The following is a 22,217-nucleotide window of genomic DNA, read 5'->3' as shown; positions in this document are numbered from 1 at the left end:
GAGCGACTGTTGTTAATGGACCTGATCGTAGGCGAAACTTGACGATATAAGAATGATATGGCTGAATATTTCAGAGACAACAAATCTGGATGATCGAAATGGCATCCCTCGATGTCGAGTCCGTTCAGGCCTTCGTGGCCATCGCCGACCTTCAGAGTTTCACGCGAGCGGCGGAAGCCCTCGGCACCACCCAGGGGGCGATCAGCGTAAAGCTGCGGCGCCTGGAAGAACGGATCGGCCAACGCCTGATCGAGCGCACGCCGCGCCACGTCCGGCTCTCCGCACACGGCGCCGTCTTTCTCGACCGGGCTCGCGACTTTCTTGCCGCGCACGAAGCCGCGCTGTCGGCGCTCGCTTACACGACCCCACGCCGCTTCGGGCTCGGTATCGCCGCGCATGTGGCTGGGCCGGAGCTTCCGACCCTTCTGGCGCAACTCAACGCGTATGATCCGGGCCTGCGCATCGAGGTGCGCCTGGAGAATTCGCGCACGCTGCTCGACGCCTTCGATCGCGGAGAACTGGACGCCTGCATCATTCGTCGCGAAGACGACCGGCGCGACGGCGAGGCTCTTGGCCCCGAGCATTTCGGGTGGTTCGCCTCCCCGGATTTCGAGCATCGCCAGGGCGAACCCCTGCGGCTTGCCGCCCTGTCGCCTTCCTGCGGCGTTCGCGATATCGCGACCCGCGCCCTCGACGAGGCAGGCATCGCCTGGACGGAAGTGTTCCTGGGTGGCGGCTCGTCGGCAGTGACGGCAGCCGTCTCCGCCGGACTTGCAATGGCCGTCTTTTCCTGTCGCCTTGCTCCGCCCGGCACCGTCGAAGTCGGCGAGCGTTTCAGGCTGCCGCGCCTGCCGTCGTCCGAGATCGTACTGCACTCGACACTCACCGATCCCAAGTCGCGCGCTGCATTGCGCACGCTCGCCGCTGCGTTCCGTGAGCATCGTTCGATGGCCGGATAGCGGGCGCGTCAAAGATGCCCTTGGTTGGCAGTCATATTGCCTGATATCTGGCGCATCCGTCGGGATTGCGGAACGCCGTCTCATAGCGTCGTTCCCCATCGGGCATCATGAATGCTTCCTTTGGAAAACACTGAGAACATGATCAGTGCAGCGATCCCCAGAACCGCACTGCAGAACAGCACTGTGGTTGGTGCGGCCATAGCGAGGACGAGCCCACCGAGCGCTGCCCCGAGGCCGATCCCGCCGTTGAAAGCCGCGACATAGACGGCTGACGCAGTATCAGGCGTTTCGGGAACGACCGTCAGCACCCAGCCCTGCAAGCCCATAATCAGCATGGAAACGGAGCTGCCCCACGAGACCATTTCGACGGCGGTGAGGATGGAATGCCGACCTGACAGCGCCAGAGAGGCTTCACTCGAGGTGACCAGGGCAATCGCGACCATTGCGAGTGTCGATGGCCTACCGGGGAACCAGCCGCTCACGATGGTGCCCCCAGCACCGGCAAGGCCGAATAGGAGCAGATACCAGGGAACGGCAGCCGGCGAGATCGCGGCGACATCATCAAGCAGTGCCACAATGTAGGTATAGCCGCAAAAATGCGCTGTAACGCTGAGCGTCGTGATGCCCGCGATGACGGCGAGTTGCCTGACGGGTCGGCCACCACTCGGCGGAGCACGCGGTTCGAGAGGTGGCACGGCGGGGAGACCGGCGACTCCCGCGATCAGGGCGACGAGGCCGAGGCCGGCGAAGGCTGCAAAAGCGGCCCGCCAGCCGAGCGACTGTCCTATGGCGTTCGCGGCGGGAACCCCGGCAACAATCGCGATCGAAATCCCCGCGAAGACAATGGCCAGTGCCCTGTTCTCCGGCACATCGGGCGCGAGGCGTGTCGCCAGCGGTGCCAGGATCGACCAGAAAACACCATGGGTCAGGGCCGTCAGCACGCGTGTCGTGGCGAGTGTGCCATAGTTGGGCGCGATGGCACCCATGAGGTTCGACACGATGACGACGGCAATCAAACCGACGAACAGCATCCGTCTGTCGAGCCGCAGAGTGAACGCGATCAGCGGTATGGCCGTGAGGGCCGCAATCCAGGCGTATCCGGTCACCAACGCTCCGACTGCAGCCTCAGAAACCCCGAGATCCTGCCGGATCGCAGGCACGAGACCGATCGGCAGGTATTCGGTCGTTTGCGCCACGAAGGCTGCCAACATCACGATCAGCAACCGGATCATGAGCGCAGGTCGCTCAGGAGGAAGTCGCGAAGAAGCGCAATGAAGGCGTCCGGCAGTTCGAGCGCGGCGAGATGGCCGGTCGGCATCTCCGTGTAACGCGCGTCGGGGATCATCGCCGCCACGGTCCGCGCCTCGTCCGGTGGCACCATGTGATCGTGGGTCGCACCGATGACCAGAACCGGCTTCTCGATCCGGCGCGCCGCCTCGGCGACATCGATCGTGAGATCGAGGTCGACTTGCCGCGCCATGCCCTCCCAGTCGTTACCGGAGACGATCGTTTCGACCGCTTGCTTGATCCCGTCATGGCCGAGGCTCGCCAGGAAGGTCGGGCTGAAACCGGTCAACAGGACGAACCGTGCCATCGCGTGACGATCGCCGCGGATAAGGTCGTTCCAGAGCCCGAACTGCATGCGCTGACGCGGATTTGCGCCATCGAGAAAGGCGCCGAGCAGCACCACCCGGCGGACGAGATGGGAGTAATCCGCTGCGATCTTCGTTGCCACTGCCGCGCCGAGCGAGAAGCCGACGAGATCGAACGGCACGGCACCCGCCGCTTCCGCCGCAGCGACGACTTCGCCCGCCAGTCGCTCGACGCTGAGTTCGCCGCCCTTGTCGCACGTATCGCCAGAGCCTGAATAATCGGGCCGCACGACTGTCCAGTCTCGGGCAAGATCCGGCACCAAGTGCCCCCAATTGGTTTCTGCATTGCCGCCCGTGCCGTGGACGAACACCAGCCCCGGGCCCTCGCCATCGACGCGGTAAGCGACACGCGTTCCGCCAAGTTCGACAATTCCCATGACCATCGACTCCCTTCTTCCATTCAGTCGAAGGCGACGCTACAGTCTGACAGCAATGTGAGGGTCAAGAGGGATCAAAGCATGCAGATCGGTGATTTGTCGAAGCGCACCGGCATCAGCATCCGCATGTTGCGGTACTATGAGGAGGAAGGTCTGCTGACGCCGGCCCGGCGCGCGTCCGGCTACCGCGACTACGGCAAAGCCGAGGAGCGAATCGCTCGGCGTATCCGGCTCCTCAGCGAGGCGGGGCTGAAGCTCGATACGATCCGCTTCCTCTTACCCTGCGTGCTCTCCGATCGCCCCGATTTCGAACCGTGCCCGGAAGTTCTGGCCACGTTGCGCCGGGAGGTGACGGGCCTCGACGACAAGATCGACTGTCTCCAATCGAGCCGAGCCATCCTTACCGGCTACCTCGATCGTCTCGGCTGAACCCAGTCAGTCCGAAACGCTGATCACCAGTTTGCCAAAATGCGCGCCAGCACGAAGATGCGCGTAGGCGTCCGGTACGACCTCGAAGGGAAAGACCCCGTCGATCACAGGCACGAGATTCTTCTCAGCGACAAAGGCATTCATCGCCGAAAAATGCGCGGTCGCCCCGACAGTGATGCCAATGATGTCGGCATTGACCGTCTGCAGCCGCTCGAGGTCGGGGCTCGGACCGGCGCCAGTCAGTACGCCTATCTGCACGATCTTTCCCCCGGCCGCGACCGCCTTCAGAGACCGTGTGTAGGTCTCTCGTCCGCCGAGTTCGAGAATGTGGCTTGCGCCTTTGCCATCCGTCAGAGCAATGACCGCCTCATGCCAGTCAGGCGTGGTCAGGTAATTGATTAAGTCGACCGCGCCGAGCGCTCTGGCCTGTTCGAGTTTCTCGTCCGACGACGACAACACGAGCGGGCGGGCTCCGAGGGCAACTGCGAATTGCAACCCGAACAGAGCGACGCCGCCGGTTCCCTGGATGACCACCGTATCGCCGTTCTTCAGCCCCGCGCGCTCGACGAGCCCGTGCCAGGCCGTGACTGCGGCGCAGGGCAAAGTCGCAGCCTCAACCAGCGAAAGGTGATGCGGCACAGCCACCAATGCAACCGCCGGAACAGTGATGAATTCGGCCAGCACGCCATCGGTCGAGCGTCCGCCGAACGAAGTCGGCAGATAGGCTGGATCGAACGGTCCTGAGATCCAGCCTCGAAAGAAGGAAGCAGCGACGCGGTCCCCCTCCTTCCAACAGGTCACACCATCACCGAGCGCATCGACGATCCCAGCAGCATCCGAGAGCGGAATGCGCCCGTCTAGGCTGCCATCAGCGGCATTGGCGAGAATCAGGAGGTCGCGATAATTGAGGCTGGCGGCGACGACCCGGATGCGCACCTCGCCGGGAGCGGGTTCGGGGATCGGTGCCTCACCTAAAGCGGGCCGCACCCGCCCACCCTCGGACTGCAATCGATAGAGTTTCACGTCATCATCTCCAAGTTGATGGAATGGAGATGCGAAGCTCGCGCCTGACAGCGCTGTGAGAGTCAAGCGCGTGACCGGACACGTTCTCGGCCGAGTGGTCAGACGTATGTGGCATCACCCTTTACAGGTCGAGCCCCTTCTGCCGCCCCAATTGCCACGACACCGATCCGCCACGGACGATGCCCGATACCTCGCGGCCAAGCTGGCGGTCGATGACCGGTCGCCAGGGGACAAGGGTGAACTCGTGAGACCTCTCGACGATCGCGAACTTGCCACTTGATAGCTGCACCGCTCCGGTGAAGGTGCCGCTGACGGTCTCACCATCGGCGGCGGCCCGGAACGGCAGGGCCTTCTTCGCTGCCATCTCCTCGCCGACACGGGCAACCTCTCGCTCCTGAAGCGTGGCGATCAGGTTGCGCCGATAGGCGACGCGGCCATCGGATTGACGGACAGCGTCGCCGTGATCGATCAGCGCCTCGCGCCGGCGCGCCATCGCCTCGCGCACGTGGTCGCCAAATCCTGACGACGACAGGTCGGACACGCCCACACCGACCGGCCGTCGGTCGAGCCAGGTTGCGCCATCCGAGCCAATCTGGCGCTCGAGGTCGAAAGTCGAGAGGACGCGGATATTGACGCGGGCGTTGCTGCCCGCATCATGGGCGGCGGCGCGCGCCTCGAAATCTGCCGGGATGCGCCAATGATCGGCGTCGATCCGCTCGGTTATCCCGGCGCGGCGCAACGCCTCCAGCCGACGGACATGGGCATCGACGAACCCCTCATAATCGCCGTTCGGCACACGCCCCTCGAACCGAGCCTGCTCCAGATGGCGGCTCGGCCGATAGAGGCCGTCTTCGGCCATGCCGGCGATGGCGCGATCAGATGGACGGCCAGCGCTGTTGGGCGGCCCAATCTCGATGACGCTGCCGATGCGGGCGTCCTCGACGCTCGCCGGATCGATGCCGGAGACATGATGCGTGCGTCCGTCGATGCCATCGACCACCAGCGTCAGGTTCTCACCCAGTTCGTCGGAGAGATGCTTGTCGATGACGCGGCCAAGGACCGGCGTCGCTGGCGCGGCATCGTGAATCTGGAAGCTCATCGGGTCGCGCTCGGCTCCCTCGGCCCGGAGTGCCTTCTGCATGGTGCGGATGATGTCGCCGCGCTCGCCCATCTCGCGCAAGGTCGGCTCCAGCCTCTCGCTCAACCCCCAGACGCCCGGCGCATGCTCAGTGGCAAGGCCCATGTCGCCGAGCTTGCCAAGACGGCGCAGGCGCATCGTCCGGTCAGACTGGCCGCGCAGATCGTTCGGTTCATTTCGGAGGTCAAGCAAACGATCCTCGGCCTCGGCGATCAAAGCCCGGTCGATGCGAGTGAACCGGTCCTGGTCGATCTCCACCATGAGCTTGCGGCGCTGCTCGATCTCGGTGACGGGGCCGAGTTCCAGAGTCGCTAGTTCACTCGCCCGCTCACGAATGCCATTGGCGAGATAGTCGCCATTGATGACGAGATCCTCGCCGAGCTCGTCGCGGCCGTTGACGATGACGTGGACATGGGGGTGGCCGGTGTTGTGGTGATTGACCGCGACCCAATCGAGCTTGGTGCCAAGGTCGGTTTCGAGCCTCCCCATCAGCTCGCGGGTATAGCCGTTCAGGTCGGCAAGATCGGCCGCGTCTTCCGGCGATACGATAAACCGAAACTGATGGCGATCGCCCTGGCCGCGATCGAGAAAGGCATCGCCGTCGGCACGATCGTCCGCCGCCGAATAGAGCCGACCGCGCTCGCCATCGCGAGATGTGCCGTCGCGTTGGATATAGCGCAGGTGCGCGGCGGCCTTTCCGCTCTTGCCCGCACCCCGGACGGAACGGGATTTGACGATGACCCGGCGGTTGCCGGGTTGGCGGTGGCTCCAGCCGTTCGAGAGGTTGCGGGCGCGCACGAAAGATGCGCCACGCCCTCGCTGCACGCCCCGGCCGGAAGCGACAACACGCGAGCCCGTCGCCGCATATCCGGGACCGCCACCCTTCGTCGATCGGCTTCGGCCAGACGCGGCCTGCTGCTGGCGCGTGATCTTGCGAACCTTGCTGAGAAAGCTCTTGGCTTGTCCGGCTTTCCCGCCGTCAGATCGGACGCGGCCGGGCTTCGGCCGGAAGCGATTTTCGTCATCGCCGCTCATGGCCGATTCTCTTGAAACCGCCGATTTCGGACAGGAGTGCCACCAGAAACGCAGGAAATGCTGGCTTTTCCACACCTCGCGGCACCATGTAGGTCCGAAGACGGTGCCGCCCCAAACAGTGTGCAGACAAGGGCTTGCCCTGCGGATCGGACCCATAGGGTGCCGTCCGCTTTAATCTTGCCCTCCGCCCTTTGCCCCCTTCGTGCCCCACCTGCTAATGGATGAGACCGTTGCCAGCCCCATCCGCTGCACACTGAAGTCTCCCGCCGGGCGGACGCGATCACGAGCTTCATGGCTGTTGTCTCGCATCCGCTCGCGCAACGAACAGACCGCCCGACTGCGGCACGATGGCAGACAGGTCGCGCACGGTGATCGCCTGCGGAATGTCGTCCTTGTGCTCGTCGGACTGCACGGGAGGGACCGTCGTCTTGCTCAAAGGCTGCATGACGAAGAGCGGAGCACGGGTCCAGGAGAGCGGATCGGCGGACGCGATCATGACCGCGCCGGTGGTCTCGCCGCCGCTGATGATCGGCGCGAGGGCGGCGACATAAGCGCGGGTTTCCGGTGGAAGTGGGCGGCCCTTCAGCGCCTCCTCGTAGCGCCCGGGACCGGCGTTGTAAGCCGCTATCCACTCCGGCGAGCCATAGCGATCGAACAGCTCGCGGATATAGGCCGCGCCCGCCACGATGTTGTCGTGCGGGTCGTAAGGATCGTCGCCCAGGCGGTAACGCACGCACAGCTCGGCCCAGGTCTCCGGCATGATCTGCATCAGCCCGATCGCCCCTTTGGGCGAGAGCGCGCGCGGATCACCGTCGCTCTCGACGCGCATCACCGCGCGAATCCAGGCGGCGGGAAGCTCGAAGCGCTGTGCCGCCTCGGCGATGTGATCGCCATAGGGATCGCGCGATGACGGTTGGACGATAGGCAGAGGCTGCGCCAGCGCAATCGCCGGGATCACAACACCGTAGAGCAAGCCCGAGAGAAGAATGACCGCCATTCGAACCGGCGCGCCCTCTCCACTGCGACACCAGCCTGCCAGAGTGCTCGCTGCCGTCAAGGGTACGCGCAATGCGCCGATCTTCGATCGCCCGTGACCTCCGCTGCGCGCGCCGGCCGACCGGTCGTCGAGCGGGACGAAGGGATGAGACGGCTTTTCCGCGAACAAATGGATGACCGATCGTAAGGAGATCGCGCTCGCGCGCAGGCTGACGGACCGCATGATATCACTCCCGCTCACCGCGCTTCGGGGCACGGTTCCAATGCAGCGACCAGGACGCGCCACCGTCGTCGTCGCGAAACAGATTGGCGCGGATCGGCTGCGGCAAGCCGGGATCATCGATGACGACCGCAATGTAATCGCCGGCTCGTTCGCCGGTGCGCTTCCAGCCCGCGCCGATCTCCGGCCCTTCCTCGTTGCCGTTGTGGACGCGGTAGTCCGGCGCGTTGTCGGCGTCGGACGGCTCTGCCGGAACGATGGTGATCTCGCGGAAAAGCGTGAAGGTGTGGACGCGCCCGACAAAGCCGTTGGATTCGCGCGTGAACTCGCCAATCTGTGGCATGTAGAACCTCCATGAGCTGGTGGTGGGATGAACGGTGGTGCGGCACTCACCGTGTCGGGGCACGCCAGATGAAATGGCCGTCGCCCTCCTCGTCGGTGTAGATCGGCGTCGCCTTGCCGATGACGGTGCGCGCTGGCATCGGCCCGAAGTAGCGGCCATCCAGGCTGTCGCGGACATCCGGGTTCATCAGGAAGAACTCGCCCTGCGCGACCTTTTGGCAGCCTTGCCAGACCGGTAGAGCGCGACCCATTCGGTCGCGGTCGAGCGCTTCACCGAGCGGCACGTGATCGGCCGTAATGGCGAGCCCGACGCGACAGACCTCTTGCCCCGGCAGAGCCATGACACGCTTCAAGAGCGGCACGCCACGACCGATATAGCCGCGCTCCACCATAAAGTCGGCGAGCGGCTTGTCGGGCAGGAGCGCGACGAGATCGCCCACCTCGAGACTCTGCGTGGGGGCGAGATCGTAGAGACCAATCGGAACACTCGCGGATGCGTTCCAGACGAGGCGCAACGGCGTGGGAATGAACGATGCGACGGCAACGCCTATCACGGAGAAGTACGTCACCATGACGTAGCCGAACCGGGTCATGGTTCAGCCCTCTGGCGCAATAGAAACGCCTGATGCTGATCGACGGTATAGGCACGCGGCTCGTGTCCAACGGTCAAACGGTTGTGGACGTGCCGCCAGTGATCGGGCGACACCTCGGTCGGATCAATGCCGATCGCCTCGATGGCATCGATGTGCTGAAGGACGCGCTCGACCTTGGGCCAGCCCTCGATTCTGAGCAGGATCTCGCCGCCGGGACGCACGAAGGGCAGCGTCTGATAAGGTTCGCCCGGCACCACCGCGCGCACGATGTCGAACCGCGACGTGATCGTGCCAAAATCATTCGACGCCCACCGCACGAAGGCGAAAACGCTGCCGGGTCGATAGAAAAGGACACGCCGACGGCGGTCGAGCACCTGTTCGCGCACCTTGTCGCCGAACCTGATCCAGTTCTCGAGCCGCTTCTCGATGTGCGTCAGTTCGACTTGTGTGAAAGCGTCGGCGGACTGGGTGCGCGGCGCTGCATCGCCATGGGAACGGGAAGCGGTGGTGCTGGTCATGGGCGATCTCCATCGGTGATCAGAGGAAATTCGCGCGCGAGCAGATCGCGCAGCATGTCGGCGACGGTGATGCCGCGCTGAAAGGCGACGATCTTGATGCGGCCGCGCAGGTTGGGTGTGATGTCGATGGTCAGCCGCGCGGTGAAGCGGACCGCCTCGTCGGTGCGCGACGTGTCGGCTGCCTTGATCCAGCTTTCGGGATCAGCGGGCCGGGCCGCAAAACGGCGACGGATCGGGTGCGCGCTCATGGCAATGTCCTTCCCGTGACCAGCCGTCCGATCTCCGCAGCGAGTGCCGCGATCTCTCGCGCGGCCTGACTATCGGGATCGATTTCGGAGGCGAGCCGGCCTGACTGCGCGGCATCGGCGAAGACGACACGCTGACCGATGGTTGTGACCAGAACCGGCGGGTCATGATCGGCGAGCGTTTCGGCGGTCTCGCGAGCGATGATGGTGCGTGCGCCGCAGCGGTTGAGCACGAAGCGTGCCGCCAAGGCAGGCCGGTAGATGCGCGCTTCGGCGACGAGCGCCAGCATCTCGGCAGAGGCCCAGCCGTCGAACGGCGATGGCTGCACCGGGATCAGCACCACGTCGGCGGCCAGCAACGCGGAACGCATGAGCCCGGCGATACGCGGCGGTCCATCGATCACGATGAAATCGGCGTCGCGCGCCAGTTCCGGCGCTTCCCGGTGCAAGGTATCGCGCGCCAGGCCGACGACGCCGAACAGCCGGATGCCATTCTCACGCGCCCGTTGCTGCGACCAATCCAGCGCCGAACCCTGCGGATCGGCGTCGATGAGGGTCACGCGCTTGCCCCTCCCGGCCCATTCCCCGGCGAGATGCAACGCCAGCGTCGTCTTGCCGACGCCGCCCTTCTGATTGAGGAGCGCGACGATCATGGCGTCCGCCTTCCGGCGGCACCGGCACCACGGCCGCGTTTCCCGCGCGCCAACAAAGAAGAGTTAGATTCTCTGTTAGAGTCTAAGTTAGTGGCCGGATTTCGTGTTTCAGGCCAGAGTGTTAACTGCGGTCCGTGCGCCCGATCTGCCGATAGGCCTGCGCCTGATGTGCCGATACCCTTTGCGCCTGATCTGCCGATGCTATTCACAGGCTCATCCACAGGCACTGTGAATTGTTGGACGGGCCGTATGCGGAGCAGTTCACGCCGCCCCTCGCGTTCGATCGATAGGTGATATCCAGGCAAGGGCTGACGGAGAGCGATCCGGCGAAGATCGAGCGCGAAATCAGGGATGCGCGCAAGGCTGCCGGATTTGTCGTGGAGATGGCCGATCTCGAACAGCCAGCCGTGTCGCTGATGACCGGCGTGCTTGCGCGCGACGCGATAGAGCCAGCGCTCGATGCCGCCGGTCAGCCGGAAATAGTCCGGGTCGATGGTCAGCACCAACGAGCGGTCGACGACCCCGTTGTAGAACCACTCGGGCAGGACGAATTCCATGCCCTCGACGCGGCCCTCCCGCGTCGTCATCTCCTCCCACTCGTTAATCCAGGAGAACTGGCGCCGCCGCCATTGCACGCCGTTGCGGATCGTCGTGGCGATGACGGTCGACTGCAGCCGCGCCAGCGAAGCCTTCAGGAGAAGATACTGCTGGTTTCCGGTCGGACGGCCGACACCGCGCAGGAGTTGGTAGGGCGTGAAACGAAAGAAGCGCGACGTGCGCAGGCCGTGGTTCTCGGCCGCGACGATCTGTGAGGCGGCCCAGATCAGCACATCGGCATCCCAGATCGTCGCCATGCCGTGCTCGGGCATCCCCATCACCTGCACCTCGACATCGGCGGCCTTGTAGAGGATCGGCTTGATGCGCGGCGTCTTCGACAACGAGAAGAACGGCCGTTCCATGAGATCGCGCTGATCGCGCGGGCTGGCATCGCCGGTGGCGACCACGAAGGGATCGAGCCGCTGGCGTTCGCTCCCGTGCTTGCCGTCTTGTCGAGAGGAGCCGCTCATTCAGCGCGCTCCCCGCTCGGCAGGCGTCAGAGGACGCGCCGGAAAGACCCGGCCGGCATTCTGGTCCGTGGTGGATTTGCGCGCGCCGATGGCCGTCCAGGCCTGCAGGTCCTCGAGCGCGTAGATCACGCGGCCGCCGATCTTGCGATAGGTCGGACCGGTGCCATAGGTGCGGTGCTTTTCCAGCGTCCTGAGCGAGATGCCGAGGAAACGCGCCGCGTCGGGCGTGCGCAGGAAACGCGGCGGCAATCCCGTCTTCGGGTCGAGCATGATCGGGCCTCCGGGGCGGTTCGGATGGCTGCCGGTGACGGCAGCGGGTCATGGCGAACCGTGGCGGAGGAACGGCGGCTTGCAGCGTGCCGGAATCAGGGGGGGACGATTCCGGCACCCCCGACGTCAGAAGCCGATGTAAGCGTAGCAACTTGGCCGAAGTCGCTTTCGGTGTAGTTTTAGAAACTCCCAGTGTGGCAATGGAACAAAATGACAGACGAAAGATCACGAACGCGCGGGCATATTTCGGCCCATAGGATTGTGGGGTAGCCTTCGCTCCGATTGCTCCCTGTAGTTTGGAAGGATCGCTTCATGTCTATGCCTGATGAACTCTCGAGATGCCTGGTCCTCAATACGATCGCAGCGGCGCGGACGCTTCTGCGGCGAGGCGACGCAAAGATGAAGGCGTACGGCGTAACTGTGCAGCAATTCTCGCTCCTGGCAGCGATTCGCTACAATCCCGACGTACCGGTCATGGGCTTGGCGCAACGAATTCTGCTGGACAGGACAAGCCTCACCCGAAATCTCGATCTTCTTGAGCAAAAGGGCTTGGTGCGGCGGATGTCAAAGTCCGCCGGGAATGCGCGCCTTTGCGAACTCACGGAAGACGGAAACCACCTTCTGGACCAGCTTCTGGTCGAGTGGCAGCAGGCACAAACCGGACTCCTGAGAGGCTTTTCCAAAGAGGACGCGGCAACCTATCTGCAAATGGCCAAGCATTTCGCTAGTGGGTGAACCTCCACGAAAACCGGTGGCGCTTGCGTTCGTTGCTGTGTATATACACACTACGAACCCACCGAGGAGTGAGCATGCGCGACCCTATCGTAGTTACCGGCCTTGGCGCCGTCTCCCCCCTCGGTGCTGGCGTGGCGACCAACTGGAAAAGGCTTGTCGCCGGCCAAAGCGGCATCCGGACGAATACGCGTTTCGATGCCGAGGGATGGAAGTGCCGTGTGGCGGGCCTCGTCCCCTCGATCGCCGAAGATCCGGAGGGGTTCGACCCGGAAACGGCCATGGATTCCAAAGAGTTGCGTCGAAACGATCTGTTCATCCAGTATGCGATGGCCGCAGCTCTGGAAGCATTGCAACAGGCGGCTTGGCTTCCCGACAGCGCAGACGAGCGGGCGCGAACCGCAACGATCATAGCAACCGGCGTTGGTGGTGTTCCGGCGATCACGGCCGCGAGCGAGGTGGTCCGCACGTCCGGCGTACGCCGCTTGTCGCCCTTCGTGGTCCCGTCGTTCTTGCCCAACCTCGCGGCGGGACAAGTCTCCATTCGCTTTGGCTTCAACGGTCCGGCGGGCTCCCCGACGACGGCTTGCGCGGCGTCGGCGCAGGCAATTGGAGACGCCATGCGCTTGATACGGTCGGGAGAGGCCGACATCGCCCTGTGCGGAGGGGCTGAAGCGTGTGTCGATCCCGTAGCCATCGGAGGGTTCACGGCCGCAAAGGCACTGACGTTCAACTTCAATGACGCTCCGCAGCGGGCGTCGCGGCCATTCGACAATAATCATGATGGGTTTGTTCTGTCGGAAGGCGCAGCAATGCTGGTTATCGAGCGCTTGTCCCACGCCAAGCAGCGCGGTGCGCATCCGCTTGCCGTGATATCGGGCTATGGCACAACGACCGACGCCCACCACGTCACGGCGGGTTGGCCTGATGGCCGAGAAGCCGCCCGGGCCATGCAAATCGCCTTATCGATGGCCGGAATCGGCAGCGATCAAGTCAGCTATGTCAACGCGCATGCCACCTCCACTCCGGTCGGCGACGCGGCAGAACTGGCCGCTCTGCGAACGCTCTTCGGAGCGGATGTCGATCGCGTCCCTGTCGGTTCGACCAAGTCGGCAACAGGACACATGCTGGGCGCGGCCGGTGCGATCGAAGCGGTATTCTCCGTCCTCGCCATCCAGAACCAGCTACTTCCCCCGAGCCTGAACATCGAGGCCGTCATGCCTGAGGCGGAGGGTTTCGACTTGCTTTCAGACGGTGCGCGCGCCTCGGACGTCGAGCACGTGCTGTCCAATGCCTTCGGGTTCGGCGGCGTCAATGCAGCCTTGGTGTTCAGCCGACACAGGTGATCTGCTCTGTCGCGGAGTTCTGGCGTCGCGACAGAGTTGGGGGAGCCGTTGGAGGCTCTGCGAGACGTTTTCTGCAAAGGTCGCCCGCACAAGCTCGAGCTTTGTGATGGGGGCTCGCGACATCAACGCCAACCTGACTGGCGAATTGGATAGCACAGCAGTTCGCGGTATCCGCCGCGGACGTAGTGGGTGCCATCAGCAACAAGCCGACGCGTCTGGTTCTTGCGGGGATCACTTTCCCAATCCGTCTTGCTGCCGTGAAATCCGAGCAGCGTTTCGGCGATCTTGCGATAGCTGGCGCCATCGGTGCGCCCATCGAGGGCGCGCAAGATCAGGATATGCCGGTCTCGGGTCTGCGCGGGTAACGCGTGATGGCGCTCGCCGTTTGGCCGCCCCGTCAACGTGCGCCAGAATCGCAACACCGCTTCGGCGCGATGCTCCAGCAAGGCGTCGACCGGCAGGATGACGACATAGGCCGTCTTGGTGCCGGGCGGCGGATCTGAGAGCCAGAACTGATGGTCCACCTCCGCCGACCGCCAGAGGCCATGCCACTTCCCATCCTCGGCGGCACGAGCATCGAGACCCGACAACGTCGGCAGGCTGATCGTCATGCTGGCGGGATCGCCAACGCTTCCTGGAATGGGTTGGAGCTCAAAGGCGTCAGGCAGCAGAGATGGCATCCAAAACAGCGCAGCCCGGTCGGCGGAGAGAGCCGGGTCCGTCGGGAAATCGCAACCCCCATCGTTCCGAGAACGCGGCCTGCGCTCCGCTGTTGAGGCGTGACAATCGCCTCACGCGATGGAAGTCGCGGCGATAATCTTCATCGCGACGAAGGTACTCCCAGGCAAAGCCGGCGGCAGAAATGCCCTTGGTATGTGCATAGGCGGCCGGCGAGCGCCAATCTGTACTCGGCATGGCGTCACCTCTCGTCCAGCATTTTCGCGTTGCTGGAAAGAGGAAATGTTCGCGATACGAGGCTCACGTTGAAGCTACTATTGCCCGATATGTTGATCGCGTTGGACGATCAATATTTGAAGATAATTAGATCGCTTTTGAGGTTCCTTCGCGAGCCGGGCCATGCCCGGCGAGCCGCGTTTCGTCTGGTCGGCAGAACCTGCCGAAACGTAAAGGCGGATCGCCGTGAAATCTGATCCACGCTTCTGGGGAAAGCCGTGAAGCCGGATTTTCGGCCCCACGGCTTTGCGGGTATCAGGCGCTCTTCAGCCGCTGCATTCCCTCGGCCAGCGTCCACAGGGCACGGTTCAGTCCGACATTCTGGTCGATGCCGTTGATGGGCCGCGTGGTGCTGCGGCGGATGCGTCCATTCGAAGTGTGCCGTCGACCATCCAGCCCGCCCCGGATGAGGTTTTCCTGAATGACATTGAAAGTCTGCCACAGGCTTTGCCCGGCATCCTCGCGGCGGCGCGGGGCGATGATCTGATCCGGGCGAACCGGGCTTTCCTCCTCGCCATAGCGCACAACGAGACTCGCCTCGGCCAAGACCTGCTGTTCGTCCCGCGAGAGCCGGGTGTCCTTCATGGTTTCGGTCGCACCGATCAGGCGCGGGAAGTCCTCCGCGACTGTGTAAACGCCTTCGATAATCTGGTCCTGAATGCCACCTTTATGAGGAACGCGGACTTCCTCGAACCGCTCGCCCGCAATCATGCTGTTGGTGCAGACGAAGCGGAGCACCCCGGCAAACATCTGATAGGCGCTGGTCCCGTCATGGCTATTGACGATGATGACTTCCGCCGCCTCGGGTTTGCCGATCCCATCATCCCGGCGCAGGCGTAGCATGTGCTTGGCGTGACCGTGGCGGCTGCCGTCGCGCGGCACCGATTGCACCGCAAAGAACGGAAACCAGCCCTCCCGGCGCAATCCTTCCACGATCTCGATGGTGGGCACGTAGACGTAACGCTCCGACCGGCTGTCATGCGCTTCGCGGGCGAACGCTGAGGGAACGTGACGAAAAAGAGCTTCGTTGTCGAGGGCTTCGCGTCCGCTGATCTGGTGAGCGTTGCGGCCGAACCGGGTGGCGAGATGATGATACATGATCTGTTTCCGTGGGGCTGGGTTGGAGCGCAGCGCTGCGCTGCAACCCTGGCCGTCGCCGAGACCGGGGTAGCAAGGTGCAAGGGCGGCGGGGCCGGAGGGGGATCGCCCGGCCTGCACGCAATGAAATGGAGGAAGGCCGGGGACACCGGCCCGGACGAGCGTCAGCGATCCCTTGCACCGCGCGGGGGCGGAGCCCTTAGCCCTCAACTACAAAGTGGGGCGGTAGCGGTCGCAGTCACTCAGGCAATCCCCGGCAGGCGACTGATCTCATCGACCAAATAATCGATCAACAGTCGGACACGTGTCACCTTGGCGCGCTCGGGCACGATCAGCATGTTGAGCGGCGTCGAGGGCAGCGAATAGCCCTGTAGTAGCGGCTCAAGCTCGCCGCTCTCAATGAGGTCATGGACCAGCCAGCGGTGCGCCGGTCCGATGCCCCGTCCGGCGCGGAACCCTTCGCGCGCCGCAAGCCCGTGATCGACCCGCAGGTCGCTCCTCACGGAAATAGAATGCGCGCGGCCATCCGGGCCAGTAAGCGCCAGCACGTCGCTGCCCGCGACATTCGACATACGGATAACGTTGTGCGCGGTCAGGTCTTCCGGCCTCTCGGGTTTGCCGTGTGCCGCGAGATAGGCTGGTGAGGCGACCAACAGGCGCGTGCTTTGCCCAAGGTGATGCAGTTTCAACGAACTGTCGGCGAGCGGCCCGAGACGCAGCGCGATGTCAACGCCTTCCTTCACCAGGTCGATCCGTTCATCGGTCAGGCTGAGGTCGATGCCGATGTCGAGTAGCGCGCCTGGAACGCGAAGATCAGCCGCGTGACGTGCAGGACGCCGAGCGCGGCGGTGCAGGACACGCGGATCGTACCGGACAGCGCACCACGATGGTCGCGGATTTCCTCGCTCGCCTGTTCAACTAGGCGGAGAATCTGGATGCACTGGGCGTAGTAGCGACTGCCTTCCTCGGTCATCGCAACACGGCGGGTCGTGCGGTTGAGCAGCGGTGCGCCCACCGCTTCCTCCAGTTCGCGCAGGTGCCGGGTCACGGTCGATTGGCCGGTCCCCAGCTCGCGCGCTACAGCCGACAGGTTTCCGCGTTCCGCAACGCGGACAAAGGTGCGCATCCGGTCGAGCGTGATGTCAGATTGATCCATTATCCGGCACTATCATATTCATTCCAGATATATACCGGAATACTAGAGATAGAACTACCTTGCGGGCCAGAGTCAACCTCAACCGGATGGTCCGCCATGAAAGTTCTCCTCGTCTTCGCGCACCCTGAACCGCAATCCCTGTCCGCCTCACTGCGCGATGTCGCCACCCGCGAACTCGAAGCCGCCGGCCACGAGGTCCGTGTGTCCGATCTCTATGCCATGGGCTGGAAGTCTCAGATCGATCGGGCCGACTTTCCGGCGCTCGGGTCTGACGAGCGGCTACTACCGATTGCGGCCTCGAAGAACGCTTTCTCGGCCGCCACACTGACCGACGATGTGAAGGCTGAAGTCGACAAGCTTCTCTGGGGCGATGCTCTTATTCTGCAATTCCCGCTCTGGTGGTTCGCCATGCCGGCGATACTGAAGGGCTGGGTGGATCGGGTCTATGCCTACGGCTTCGCTTATGGCGTCGGCGAGCACAGCGACAAGCGTTGGGGCGACCGCTATGGCGAAGGCACGCTCGCCGGCAAGCGCGCCATGCTGATCGTCACGGCCGGCGGCTGGGAAGAGCATTACGGCCCGCGCGGGGTGAACGGGCCGATCGATGACCTCTTGTTCCCTATCAACCATGGCATTCTCTTCTATCCCGGCTATGACGTGCTGCCACCCTTCGTCACCTACAGCACAGACCGCTTCAACGAAGAGTGCTTCGAGACTGCCGCCCGGCATCTGCGCGAACGGATGCGGACACTAGAGACGGTGGAGCCCATTCCGTATCGGCGTCAGAACGGCGGCGACTATCACATCCCGACGATGGAACTGCGTGCCGGTCTCGAAGCAGCCAGTACGTCCGGGTTCCGGCTGCATGTGCGTCAATTCGCCGAAGCTGGAAGCGGCCTATCGTGACGGTCGTATTCCCCGAAAGGCGGCGGACCGGCATGACGAAGCCCCGCTGGTGAGCGGGGCTTCAGGAGGTGTCCGGCCTCAGTCGCCGTTGCGGCGGGACCAGATGAGGTTGTGAGCCTCGCCGCCCTCGTCCTCGACCAGGCTGGCGTAGATCGGGGCCGGGAAGCTCGGATCGTCCAGCTTGACTGAGAGATAGTCGCGGCCGGTCTCGCGGGCGGTTTTCTTCCACGCCGCGCCGAACTCGGTGGTGCCGGCGAAGATCCGATAGTCCGGGCCGCGCTCGCTGTCACCCTCGGTGGGAACGAACTTGGCCTTGACGTTGAGGGTCAGGGTCTTGACCGTACCGGTGATGTCGCCGTTCGCGGTCTTGGTGAAGGTGCCGATGGTCGCCATTGTCGTGTCTCCGTTGCTCGGGCCGCGCCTATCGCGACCTCGATGGTGGTCGTGCGACCGGGGACGATCAGCCCGCACCTGAAAGGCTGGAACGAAGTGGAAGGCGGCCGGCGACGGCTTTTTTGCCTCGCGATGCAAAGCGCGCTCGCGCGCGGCGGAAAGAAGCCGGCGACAAACGTTGCGGGACGATGATCGAGGCGGAGCCGGTCTTCGGTCAGACCCATTCCTTCGAGGGCGCCGTGGGTGCGGCTCGACGAAACGATGGAGATACGATGATGCGAGCCGGCGGCCCGTCACCGGGTGAGATCGACCGATGGGATCACTGGCATCGTTGGCCCCGTTCCAGAAACGGCCGGCTATCCCGACCAAGATGGTGAAAGTTGCGGCCACGGCTCGTGGATCGTCGGTATTTCCAGACTGAGCGGCTGGACGCACGGCTCCCGCCAAGCATCGTTATCGAACGACGAAGCTGAGTGACCCGCCCCGGCACGATCCGCTGTTCCGGGGGCCAAGCTGCGAGACTGCCACAATTGGGTCTCGCCGCCATACCGACTGACGCAATCCGCCATCGCGCATCGGTCGAATGCAGGGCTTCATGCCTCCCGCCGCTGCTTTGCGTTAGCGATCGAAGCCGAATGGCGGAAACACGCCTCAAACGTGGTTCCGGCGCAGCCGAGAGCGCGGCCCAGGAGGGGCAACGCCGATCACACCTGTTGGCTTATGTAGAGTTCCCGGATGATGTCGGTGACAATCTCGAACGTGGTCAGAAACATGGGCGGGTTCAACACTGTATCGCTTCCGTGAGCGAACATATTGCGCAATTGGCTCAGATGTTCGATCTCAGAGGAAATCAGGTTCTGCTTCTTGGCGGATTTCAACAGCTCGTCGAGCATGACAGGGCGAGGCTTTCCTCTCTTGTCCACTCTTCCGGCAAACTGGTGCCCGATCCGTTCGCGCAAAGCCAGTTCAAGGCAAGGGAATGTCTGGCTCGCCGCCATGGTCAAAAGATCATACGAGAAGTACGCGTAGATATAGGCGTGTCGCACGGCATCATGGGACCGCCGGACGGAATCGGGAAGTGAAGCGGGAAGCTCGAACGCGCACATATCCCTGTGCAAGTCTTGCAGTGCGGAGCCGACAAAGCCGGCTTCCCCTGAAAAATATGGGTCTGGCCGGGTGAGGTCTGACACGTTCTTGAGCACGGAATATTCTTTCATGTGTTGATCAGCTTAAGCAATGGTAGCGTGACTTACCGGGATTTTCAGCCTCCGCGATGAATCGTCGAGCCTGTTGCTGCCAATCGCATCAGCGCCGAAACGCCTACGAAACCACCGCCGATCAAGCAGAAGATCACGCGCGAGACATGGGACGGCACGGCTTCGCGCGCGATGCCGTCCACCAGCGCATAGCCGGCGATGGCAGCCGGAGCGGCGAAGACGAGCGCCACCGCAAGACGGAGGATCGGCAGACGGACCACCCTAAACAGGATCAGCAACAGACCATAGGCGGCAGCGCCTGCCACTAGCCCGACTAGTCCCGCGCCGATCAGGCCAGAGCCCGAGGCGTAAGCCCAACGCGCAGTCTCCACGCTGAGCATGAAGGGCAGTGCATAGACGGCGAGCACGTAGGCCAGGACACAAAGACCGGCGACCAAAGCGACGGCCACACCCAAGAGCGCGGTCATCGCAATTTCCTCCCGAACCAATGACGGTCATCGATTGGTCGCGCGAGGCTCGTCCTCGCGCGACCGTGATTTTTCCAAGTAACAGGGGGAAATACCGGTACCGCTCGCGCGATCCCGGCTCGTCCTCATTCGGCAGCTTGCGCGATGGCTTCCACCTCCGACTCCCCGTCTCGCGACACAGGCCTTGCGGTGCGCAGCACGGAAGGCAGCCAGCCGGTTCCGGCCAGAAGCTGTTCGGTAGCCTGCGCCATATCCGGCTTCTTCAAGCAGGAGATCCGCTCGGCGGCCTCATCACCGACACCTTCCCGCACGGCGGCGAGGATATGCGCCTTGGTGACGCGACCGAGATAGGTTTGCACGGTCGGGGTCCAGTGTGCCGTCATGTCGAGCGCCACCGCGCTCGCCAGCTTCTCCACCGTGGCGCGGGCGTTCGGCTTCTGTTCCCACGGTATCCTGATCGCATTGACGGTCAGCGATACGCAATGAGCGAGCAACGCCATGAGGCTCGCATGGTCCAGCCCGGCGACGAAAGCCCACAGGTCCGACACATCGCGCGGCATGTCCGATGCCCATCCGGCATGACGATCCGCCAGCGCCTTCGCGGCAGGCGTATCCTCGACCCCGTCCGCGTGGGAGGCGAGAGAAGTGCTGGTCAAACGGATTTCGAGGCACGACGCTTCCCCGCCGCGATAGAAGGTCTGCGCTGCCAGCGCATGGACCACGGCGACAAGCGCCATGTCCGGCTGCTCGCCAAGGGCGAGACGCAGACCAAGGGTGCGATGGGCGGTCAGGTCGCGGATGAGAAGCTCCGATAGCGGCTTGCCCGCGTCCCCGGCGTCCTCGTCCTCCGGCTGCGGTTCGGCGTCCTCGGCGTCTCCCTCGCCGACAATTTCGCCATCCTCCGTGACAGTGGCCCCCTCCACGTCCTCCGGTCTCGGGGCCTCGTCTTCGGCGCGGATGAAGCCGCGTTCGATGCGGGCCGTGCCGTCATGGTTCAGGATGACGAACACGCCACCGCGCGCGATCTCGGCGACGTCATAGGCGTGGCGCTTGGCGTCGATCCGCTCGATCTCCCCTTCAAGCTCGGCGAACCGCCGGTCCGCCTCGTCCGGCAATTCCTCATAGCCTTCATATTCCGACGACAGGCGATTGTACTCTTCCTGCGCGGCGCCATAGGCGGCGGCGTCTTCCTCCGACAGGTCCACCGGATGCGGATAGCTGCGGCGCATGCCGTGCGCGTGGGGGAAGTCGATGTGAACGGAAGCCCACTTCCAGCCCTCGGCTGCCTGTACTCGCGCCGCGATACCTTCCAACTTGTCAATGACGAGCCGATCCAACAGAGCGGCGTCCTCGAAATAGCCGCCCCGATCCTCGGTGAAGAGGTCGCGGATGATGGTGCCGCCCGCTTCGGCATAAGCGTCCGCGCCGACGAAGATCGCGCGCCGGTCGGTCGCCGCGACATTCAACTTGGTCAGGTCGCGCCGGATGGTGGAAGGCTCACGGTTCCACGACAGGGTCTCGTAGACCTGCTCCTGCCGGTCATGATCCTCGGTGATCGCGAAGGCCATCAACTGATCCAGCGACAAACCGCCGTCGCGATAGACCTGCATCAGCTTCGGGCTGACCGCGCCGAGGCGAAGCCGCTGCCTGACGACATGGGCGCTGACGCCGAACCGGGCGGCGATTTCCTCCGCACCCCATCCACGATTGTCCGCCAGTTCGCGGAAGCGCTCGAACTGGTCGGCGGGATGCATGGCCTCGCGGGTGACGTTCTCGTCGAGGCTGATCTCTGTCGCATCGTTCTCGGTATCCAGAACGCAGCGGATGGCTTCCGTCTTCTTGATCTGCTTGCGCTTCACGCGCAGCATCTGCGCCAGTCTGCGGCCTTCGCCGATGGTCACGAAATAGCTGCCGGTCGGCTCGCCGTCCGCGTTCATTTCCGGCTCCACCACCAGATTTTGCAGCATCCCCTTGGCAGCGATGCTCGCCGCCAGCGCTTCGATATGGGCTTCGCTGTGCGGGGTCTTGCGGGCGTTGCGGGGCGACTTCTTCAACTTGTTCAGCGGCACGAACAGCACCGCGCCGTTCTCGATGGCGGAGGCTTCGGAAACAGTGGTGGTCGTTTCGATGATATTGGTCATGATCTTGATCCTTTGGCTTGGGTTGGAGCGCAGCGCTGCGCTGCAACCCTGGCCGTCGCCGAGACCGGGGGGTGTAAGGTGCAAGGGCGGCCGGGACGGAGGGGGATCACCCGGCCTGCACAAGCGGATCGAACCTATGGGCGAGGATCTGAAACACGCATCCGCGCGGACCGGAAGAGCACACGACTGAACTCGAGTCACATCACGAGCAGGGAAGCCGGCGGCTGGTGGGAGAGAGGGGGGGGGGGGGGGGGGGGGGGGGGGGGGGGGGGGGGGGGGGGGGGGGGGGG

24 protein-coding genes and 1 pseudogene are annotated in these 22,217 nt (G+C 63.9%); 5 read left to right on the top strand and 20 right to left on the bottom strand.

Annotated elements, in window-relative coordinates:
* Positions 1-98: 98 nt before the first annotated feature.
* Entirely contained in the window at positions 99-959 is an 861-nt protein-coding gene (locus tag L2I41_RS13685) for a LysR family transcriptional regulator (protein WP_237154135.1), read from the top strand.
* 80 nt (positions 960-1,039) lie between these two features.
* Here the strand turns inward: L2I41_RS13685 and L2I41_RS13680 are convergent, their stop codons facing one another.
* Together L2I41_RS13680 and L2I41_RS13675 are read right to left on the bottom strand one after the other, a co-directional pair.
* On the bottom strand, positions 1,040-2,191 hold the full coding sequence (locus tag L2I41_RS13680; protein WP_237154134.1) for an MFS transporter: 1,152 nt from the start codon (positions 2,189-2,191) through the stop codon (positions 1,040-1,042).
* Positions 2,188-2,988 (bottom strand): alpha/beta fold hydrolase, encoded by an 801-nt coding sequence (locus L2I41_RS13675; RefSeq protein WP_237154133.1) that lies wholly within the window; start codon positions 2,986-2,988, stop codon positions 2,188-2,190. Before L2I41_RS13675 ends, L2I41_RS13680 begins: the two co-directional genes overlap by 4 nt.
* 81 nt (positions 2,989-3,069) lie before the next feature.
* Between L2I41_RS13675 and L2I41_RS13670 the strand changes: the two genes are divergently transcribed.
* The gene (locus L2I41_RS13670) at positions 3,070-3,417 is read left to right on the top strand and encodes a MerR family transcriptional regulator (protein ID WP_237154132.1); all 348 of its coding nucleotides are present in this window, start codon (positions 3,070-3,072) and stop codon (positions 3,415-3,417) included.
* A gap of 6 nt (positions 3,418-3,423) precedes the next feature.
* On the opposite strand, the gene L2I41_RS13665 is transcribed toward L2I41_RS13670, so the two are convergent.
* The 10 genes from L2I41_RS13665 to L2I41_RS13620 all read right to left on the bottom strand — a co-directional run bounded on the left by L2I41_RS13665 (position 3,424) and on the right by L2I41_RS13620 (position 11,517).
* Positions 3,424-4,440, bottom strand: coding sequence for a zinc-dependent alcohol dehydrogenase family protein (locus L2I41_RS13665; RefSeq protein ID WP_390634222.1), 1,017 nt, complete (start codon positions 4,438-4,440; stop codon positions 3,424-3,426).
* A 121-nt stretch (positions 4,441-4,561) separates the two neighbouring features.
* Positions 4,562-6,067, bottom strand: coding sequence for a DUF3363 domain-containing protein (locus tag L2I41_RS21680; protein ID WP_507161415.1), 1,506 nt, complete (start codon positions 6,065-6,067; stop codon positions 4,562-4,564).
* An 835-nt stretch (positions 6,068-6,902) separates the two neighbouring features.
* Positions 6,903-7,832, bottom strand: coding sequence for a lytic transglycosylase domain-containing protein (locus L2I41_RS13655; RefSeq protein ID WP_237154130.1), 930 nt, complete (start codon positions 7,830-7,832; stop codon positions 6,903-6,905).
* A 4-nt stretch (positions 7,833-7,836) separates the two neighbouring features.
* Positions 7,837-8,172, bottom strand: coding sequence for a DUF736 domain-containing protein (locus L2I41_RS13650; RefSeq protein ID WP_237154129.1), 336 nt, complete (start codon positions 8,170-8,172; stop codon positions 7,837-7,839).
* A gap of 46 nt (positions 8,173-8,218) precedes the next feature.
* On the bottom strand, positions 8,219-8,764 hold the full coding sequence (locus L2I41_RS13645; protein WP_237154128.1) for a S26 family signal peptidase: 546 nt from the start codon (positions 8,762-8,764) through the stop codon (positions 8,219-8,221).
* Positions 8,761-9,282: a DUF2840 domain-containing protein gene (locus L2I41_RS13640; RefSeq protein WP_237154127.1), complete on the bottom strand. Its 522-nt coding sequence runs from the start codon at positions 9,280-9,282 to the stop codon at positions 8,761-8,763. Before L2I41_RS13640 ends, L2I41_RS13645 begins: the two co-directional genes overlap by 4 nt.
* Positions 9,279-9,530: a hypothetical protein gene (locus L2I41_RS13635; RefSeq protein WP_237154126.1), complete on the bottom strand. Its 252-nt coding sequence runs from the start codon at positions 9,528-9,530 to the stop codon at positions 9,279-9,281. Before L2I41_RS13635 ends, L2I41_RS13640 begins: the two co-directional genes overlap by 4 nt.
* Positions 9,527-10,180: a ParA family partition ATPase gene (gene parA, locus L2I41_RS13630; RefSeq protein WP_237154125.1), complete on the bottom strand. Its 654-nt coding sequence runs from the start codon at positions 10,178-10,180 to the stop codon at positions 9,527-9,529. Before parA ends, L2I41_RS13635 begins: the two co-directional genes overlap by 4 nt.
* A complete protein-coding gene (locus tag L2I41_RS13625; protein ID WP_237154124.1) occupies positions 10,177-11,247 on the bottom strand; it encodes a replication initiator protein A in 1,071 nt (356 codons plus the stop codon). Before L2I41_RS13625 ends, parA begins: the two co-directional genes overlap by 4 nt.
* Positions 11,248-11,517 (bottom strand): helix-turn-helix transcriptional regulator, encoded by a 270-nt coding sequence (locus L2I41_RS13620; RefSeq protein ID WP_073625759.1) that lies wholly within the window; start codon positions 11,515-11,517, stop codon positions 11,248-11,250.
* A 312-nt stretch (positions 11,518-11,829) separates the two neighbouring features.
* Between L2I41_RS13620 and L2I41_RS13615 the strand changes: the two genes are divergently transcribed.
* Together L2I41_RS13615 and fabF are read left to right on the top strand one after the other, a co-directional pair.
* On the top strand, positions 11,830-12,252 hold the full coding sequence (locus L2I41_RS13615) for a MarR family winged helix-turn-helix transcriptional regulator (RefSeq protein ID WP_237154123.1): 423 nt from the start codon (positions 11,830-11,832) through the stop codon (positions 12,250-12,252).
* A gap of 74 nt (positions 12,253-12,326) precedes the next feature.
* On the top strand, positions 12,327-13,595 hold the full coding sequence (fabF, locus tag L2I41_RS13610) for a beta-ketoacyl-ACP synthase II (protein ID WP_237154122.1): 1,269 nt from the start codon (positions 12,327-12,329) through the stop codon (positions 13,593-13,595).
* Between the two features lie 122 nt (positions 13,596-13,717).
* Here fabF and L2I41_RS13605 read toward each other — a convergent pair whose 3' ends face one another.
* From L2I41_RS13605 to L2I41_RS13590, 4 genes and pseudogenes are all read right to left on the bottom strand, one after another.
* The gene (locus L2I41_RS13605) at positions 13,718-14,206 is read right to left on the bottom strand and encodes a DUF2285 domain-containing protein (protein ID WP_237154121.1); all 489 of its coding nucleotides are present in this window, start codon (positions 14,204-14,206) and stop codon (positions 13,718-13,720) included.
* Positions 14,207-14,255: 49 nt separating this feature from the next.
* Complete coding sequence (locus L2I41_RS13600; RefSeq protein WP_237154120.1) at positions 14,256-14,510, bottom strand: transcriptional regulator domain-containing protein; 255 nt, start codon at positions 14,508-14,510, stop codon at positions 14,256-14,258.
* A gap of 294 nt (positions 14,511-14,804) precedes the next feature.
* Positions 14,805-15,647, bottom strand: a complete 843-nt coding sequence (locus L2I41_RS13595) for a DUF932 domain-containing protein (protein WP_237154119.1) — start codon at positions 15,645-15,647, stop codon at positions 14,805-14,807.
* 242 nt (positions 15,648-15,889) lie between these two features.
* A pseudogene (locus L2I41_RS13590) lies at positions 15,890-16,803 on the bottom strand (LysR family transcriptional regulator).
* A gap of 96 nt (positions 16,804-16,899) precedes the next feature.
* Here L2I41_RS13590 and L2I41_RS13585 point away from each other — a divergent pair.
* Positions 16,900-17,709, top strand: a complete 810-nt coding sequence (locus L2I41_RS13585) for an NAD(P)H-dependent oxidoreductase (RefSeq protein WP_237154118.1) — start codon at positions 16,900-16,902, stop codon at positions 17,707-17,709.
* Positions 17,710-17,787: 78 nt separating this feature from the next.
* On the opposite strand, the gene L2I41_RS13580 is transcribed toward L2I41_RS13585, so the two are convergent.
* The 4 genes from L2I41_RS13580 to L2I41_RS13565 all read right to left on the bottom strand — a co-directional run bounded on the left by L2I41_RS13580 (position 17,788) and on the right by L2I41_RS13565 (position 21,927).
* The gene (locus L2I41_RS13580) at positions 17,788-18,102 is read right to left on the bottom strand and encodes a DUF736 domain-containing protein (protein WP_237154117.1); all 315 of its coding nucleotides are present in this window, start codon (positions 18,100-18,102) and stop codon (positions 17,788-17,790) included.
* Between the two features lie 704 nt (positions 18,103-18,806).
* Complete coding sequence (locus L2I41_RS13575; protein ID WP_237154116.1) at positions 18,807-19,319, bottom strand: hypothetical protein; 513 nt, start codon at positions 19,317-19,319, stop codon at positions 18,807-18,809.
* Positions 19,320-19,363: 44 nt separating this feature from the next.
* Positions 19,364-19,786, bottom strand: a complete 423-nt coding sequence (locus L2I41_RS13570) for a hypothetical protein (RefSeq protein ID WP_237154115.1) — start codon at positions 19,784-19,786, stop codon at positions 19,364-19,366.
* Between the two features lie 125 nt (positions 19,787-19,911).
* A complete protein-coding gene (locus tag L2I41_RS13565) occupies positions 19,912-21,927 on the bottom strand; it encodes a ParB/RepB/Spo0J family partition protein (RefSeq protein ID WP_237154253.1) in 2,016 nt (671 codons plus the stop codon).
* Between the last annotated feature and the right edge of the window lie 290 nt (positions 21,928-22,217).

Origin of the sequence: Oryzibacter oryziterrae (assembly GCF_021864535.1) — a bacterium.
GTDB lineage: Bacteria > Pseudomonadota > Alphaproteobacteria > Rhizobiales > Pleomorphomonadaceae > Pleomorphomonas > Pleomorphomonas oryziterrae.
The sequence above is the reverse complement of the archived record's forward strand: the minus strand, read 5'-3'. Positions and strand labels throughout refer to the sequence as shown.

Coding starts and splice junctions, on each gene's coding strand:
- L2I41_RS13685 (WP_237154135.1), top strand. CDS start 99: ATGGCATCCCTCGATGTCGAGTCCGTTCAGGCCTTCGTGGCCATCGCC.
- L2I41_RS13680 (WP_237154134.1), bottom strand. CDS start 2,191: ATGATCCGGTTGCTGATCGTGATGTTGGCAGCCTTCGTGGCGCAAACG.
- L2I41_RS13675 (WP_237154133.1), bottom strand. CDS start 2,988: ATGGGAATTGTCGAACTTGGCGGAACGCGTGTCGCTTACCGCGTCGAT.
- L2I41_RS13670 (WP_237154132.1), top strand. CDS start 3,070: ATGCAGATCGGTGATTTGTCGAAGCGCACCGGCATCAGCATCCGCATG.
- L2I41_RS21680 (WP_507161415.1), bottom strand. CDS start 6,067: ATGGGGAGGCTCGAAACCGACCTTGGCACCAAGCTCGATTGGGTCGCG.
- L2I41_RS13655 (WP_237154130.1), bottom strand. CDS start 7,832: ATGCGGTCCGTCAGCCTGCGCGCGAGCGCGATCTCCTTACGATCGGTC.
- L2I41_RS13650 (WP_237154129.1), bottom strand. CDS start 8,172: ATGCCACAGATTGGCGAGTTCACGCGCGAATCCAACGGCTTTGTCGGG.
- L2I41_RS13645 (WP_237154128.1), bottom strand. CDS start 8,764: ATGACCCGGTTCGGCTACGTCATGGTGACGTACTTCTCCGTGATAGGC.
- L2I41_RS13640 (WP_237154127.1), bottom strand. CDS start 9,282: ATGACCAGCACCACCGCTTCCCGTTCCCATGGCGATGCAGCGCCGCGC.
- L2I41_RS13635 (WP_237154126.1), bottom strand. CDS start 9,530: ATGAGCGCGCACCCGATCCGTCGCCGTTTTGCGGCCCGGCCCGCTGAT.
- parA (WP_237154125.1), bottom strand. CDS start 10,180: ATGATCGTCGCGCTCCTCAATCAGAAGGGCGGCGTCGGCAAGACGACG.
- L2I41_RS13625 (WP_237154124.1), bottom strand. CDS start 11,247: ATGAGCGGCTCCTCTCGACAAGACGGCAAGCACGGGAGCGAACGCCAG.
- L2I41_RS13620 (WP_073625759.1), bottom strand. CDS start 11,517: ATGCTCGACCCGAAGACGGGATTGCCGCCGCGTTTCCTGCGCACGCCC.
- L2I41_RS13615 (WP_237154123.1), top strand. CDS start 11,830: ATGTCTATGCCTGATGAACTCTCGAGATGCCTGGTCCTCAATACGATC.
- fabF (WP_237154122.1), top strand. CDS start 12,327: ATGCGCGACCCTATCGTAGTTACCGGCCTTGGCGCCGTCTCCCCCCTC.
- L2I41_RS13605 (WP_237154121.1), bottom strand. CDS start 14,206: ATGACGATCAGCCTGCCGACGTTGTCGGGTCTCGATGCTCGTGCCGCC.
- L2I41_RS13600 (WP_237154120.1), bottom strand. CDS start 14,510: ATGCCGAGTACAGATTGGCGCTCGCCGGCCGCCTATGCACATACCAAG.
- L2I41_RS13595 (WP_237154119.1), bottom strand. CDS start 15,647: ATGTATCATCATCTCGCCACCCGGTTCGGCCGCAACGCTCACCAGATC.
- L2I41_RS13585 (WP_237154118.1), top strand. CDS start 16,900: ATGAAAGTTCTCCTCGTCTTCGCGCACCCTGAACCGCAATCCCTGTCC.
- L2I41_RS13580 (WP_237154117.1), bottom strand. CDS start 18,102: ATGGCGACCATCGGCACCTTCACCAAGACCGCGAACGGCGACATCACC.
- L2I41_RS13575 (WP_237154116.1), bottom strand. CDS start 19,319: ATGAAAGAATATTCCGTGCTCAAGAACGTGTCAGACCTCACCCGGCCA.
- L2I41_RS13570 (WP_237154115.1), bottom strand. CDS start 19,786: ATGACCGCGCTCTTGGGTGTGGCCGTCGCTTTGGTCGCCGGTCTTTGT.
- L2I41_RS13565 (WP_237154253.1), bottom strand. CDS start 21,927: ATGACCAATATCATCGAAACGACCACCACTGTTTCCGAAGCCTCCGCC.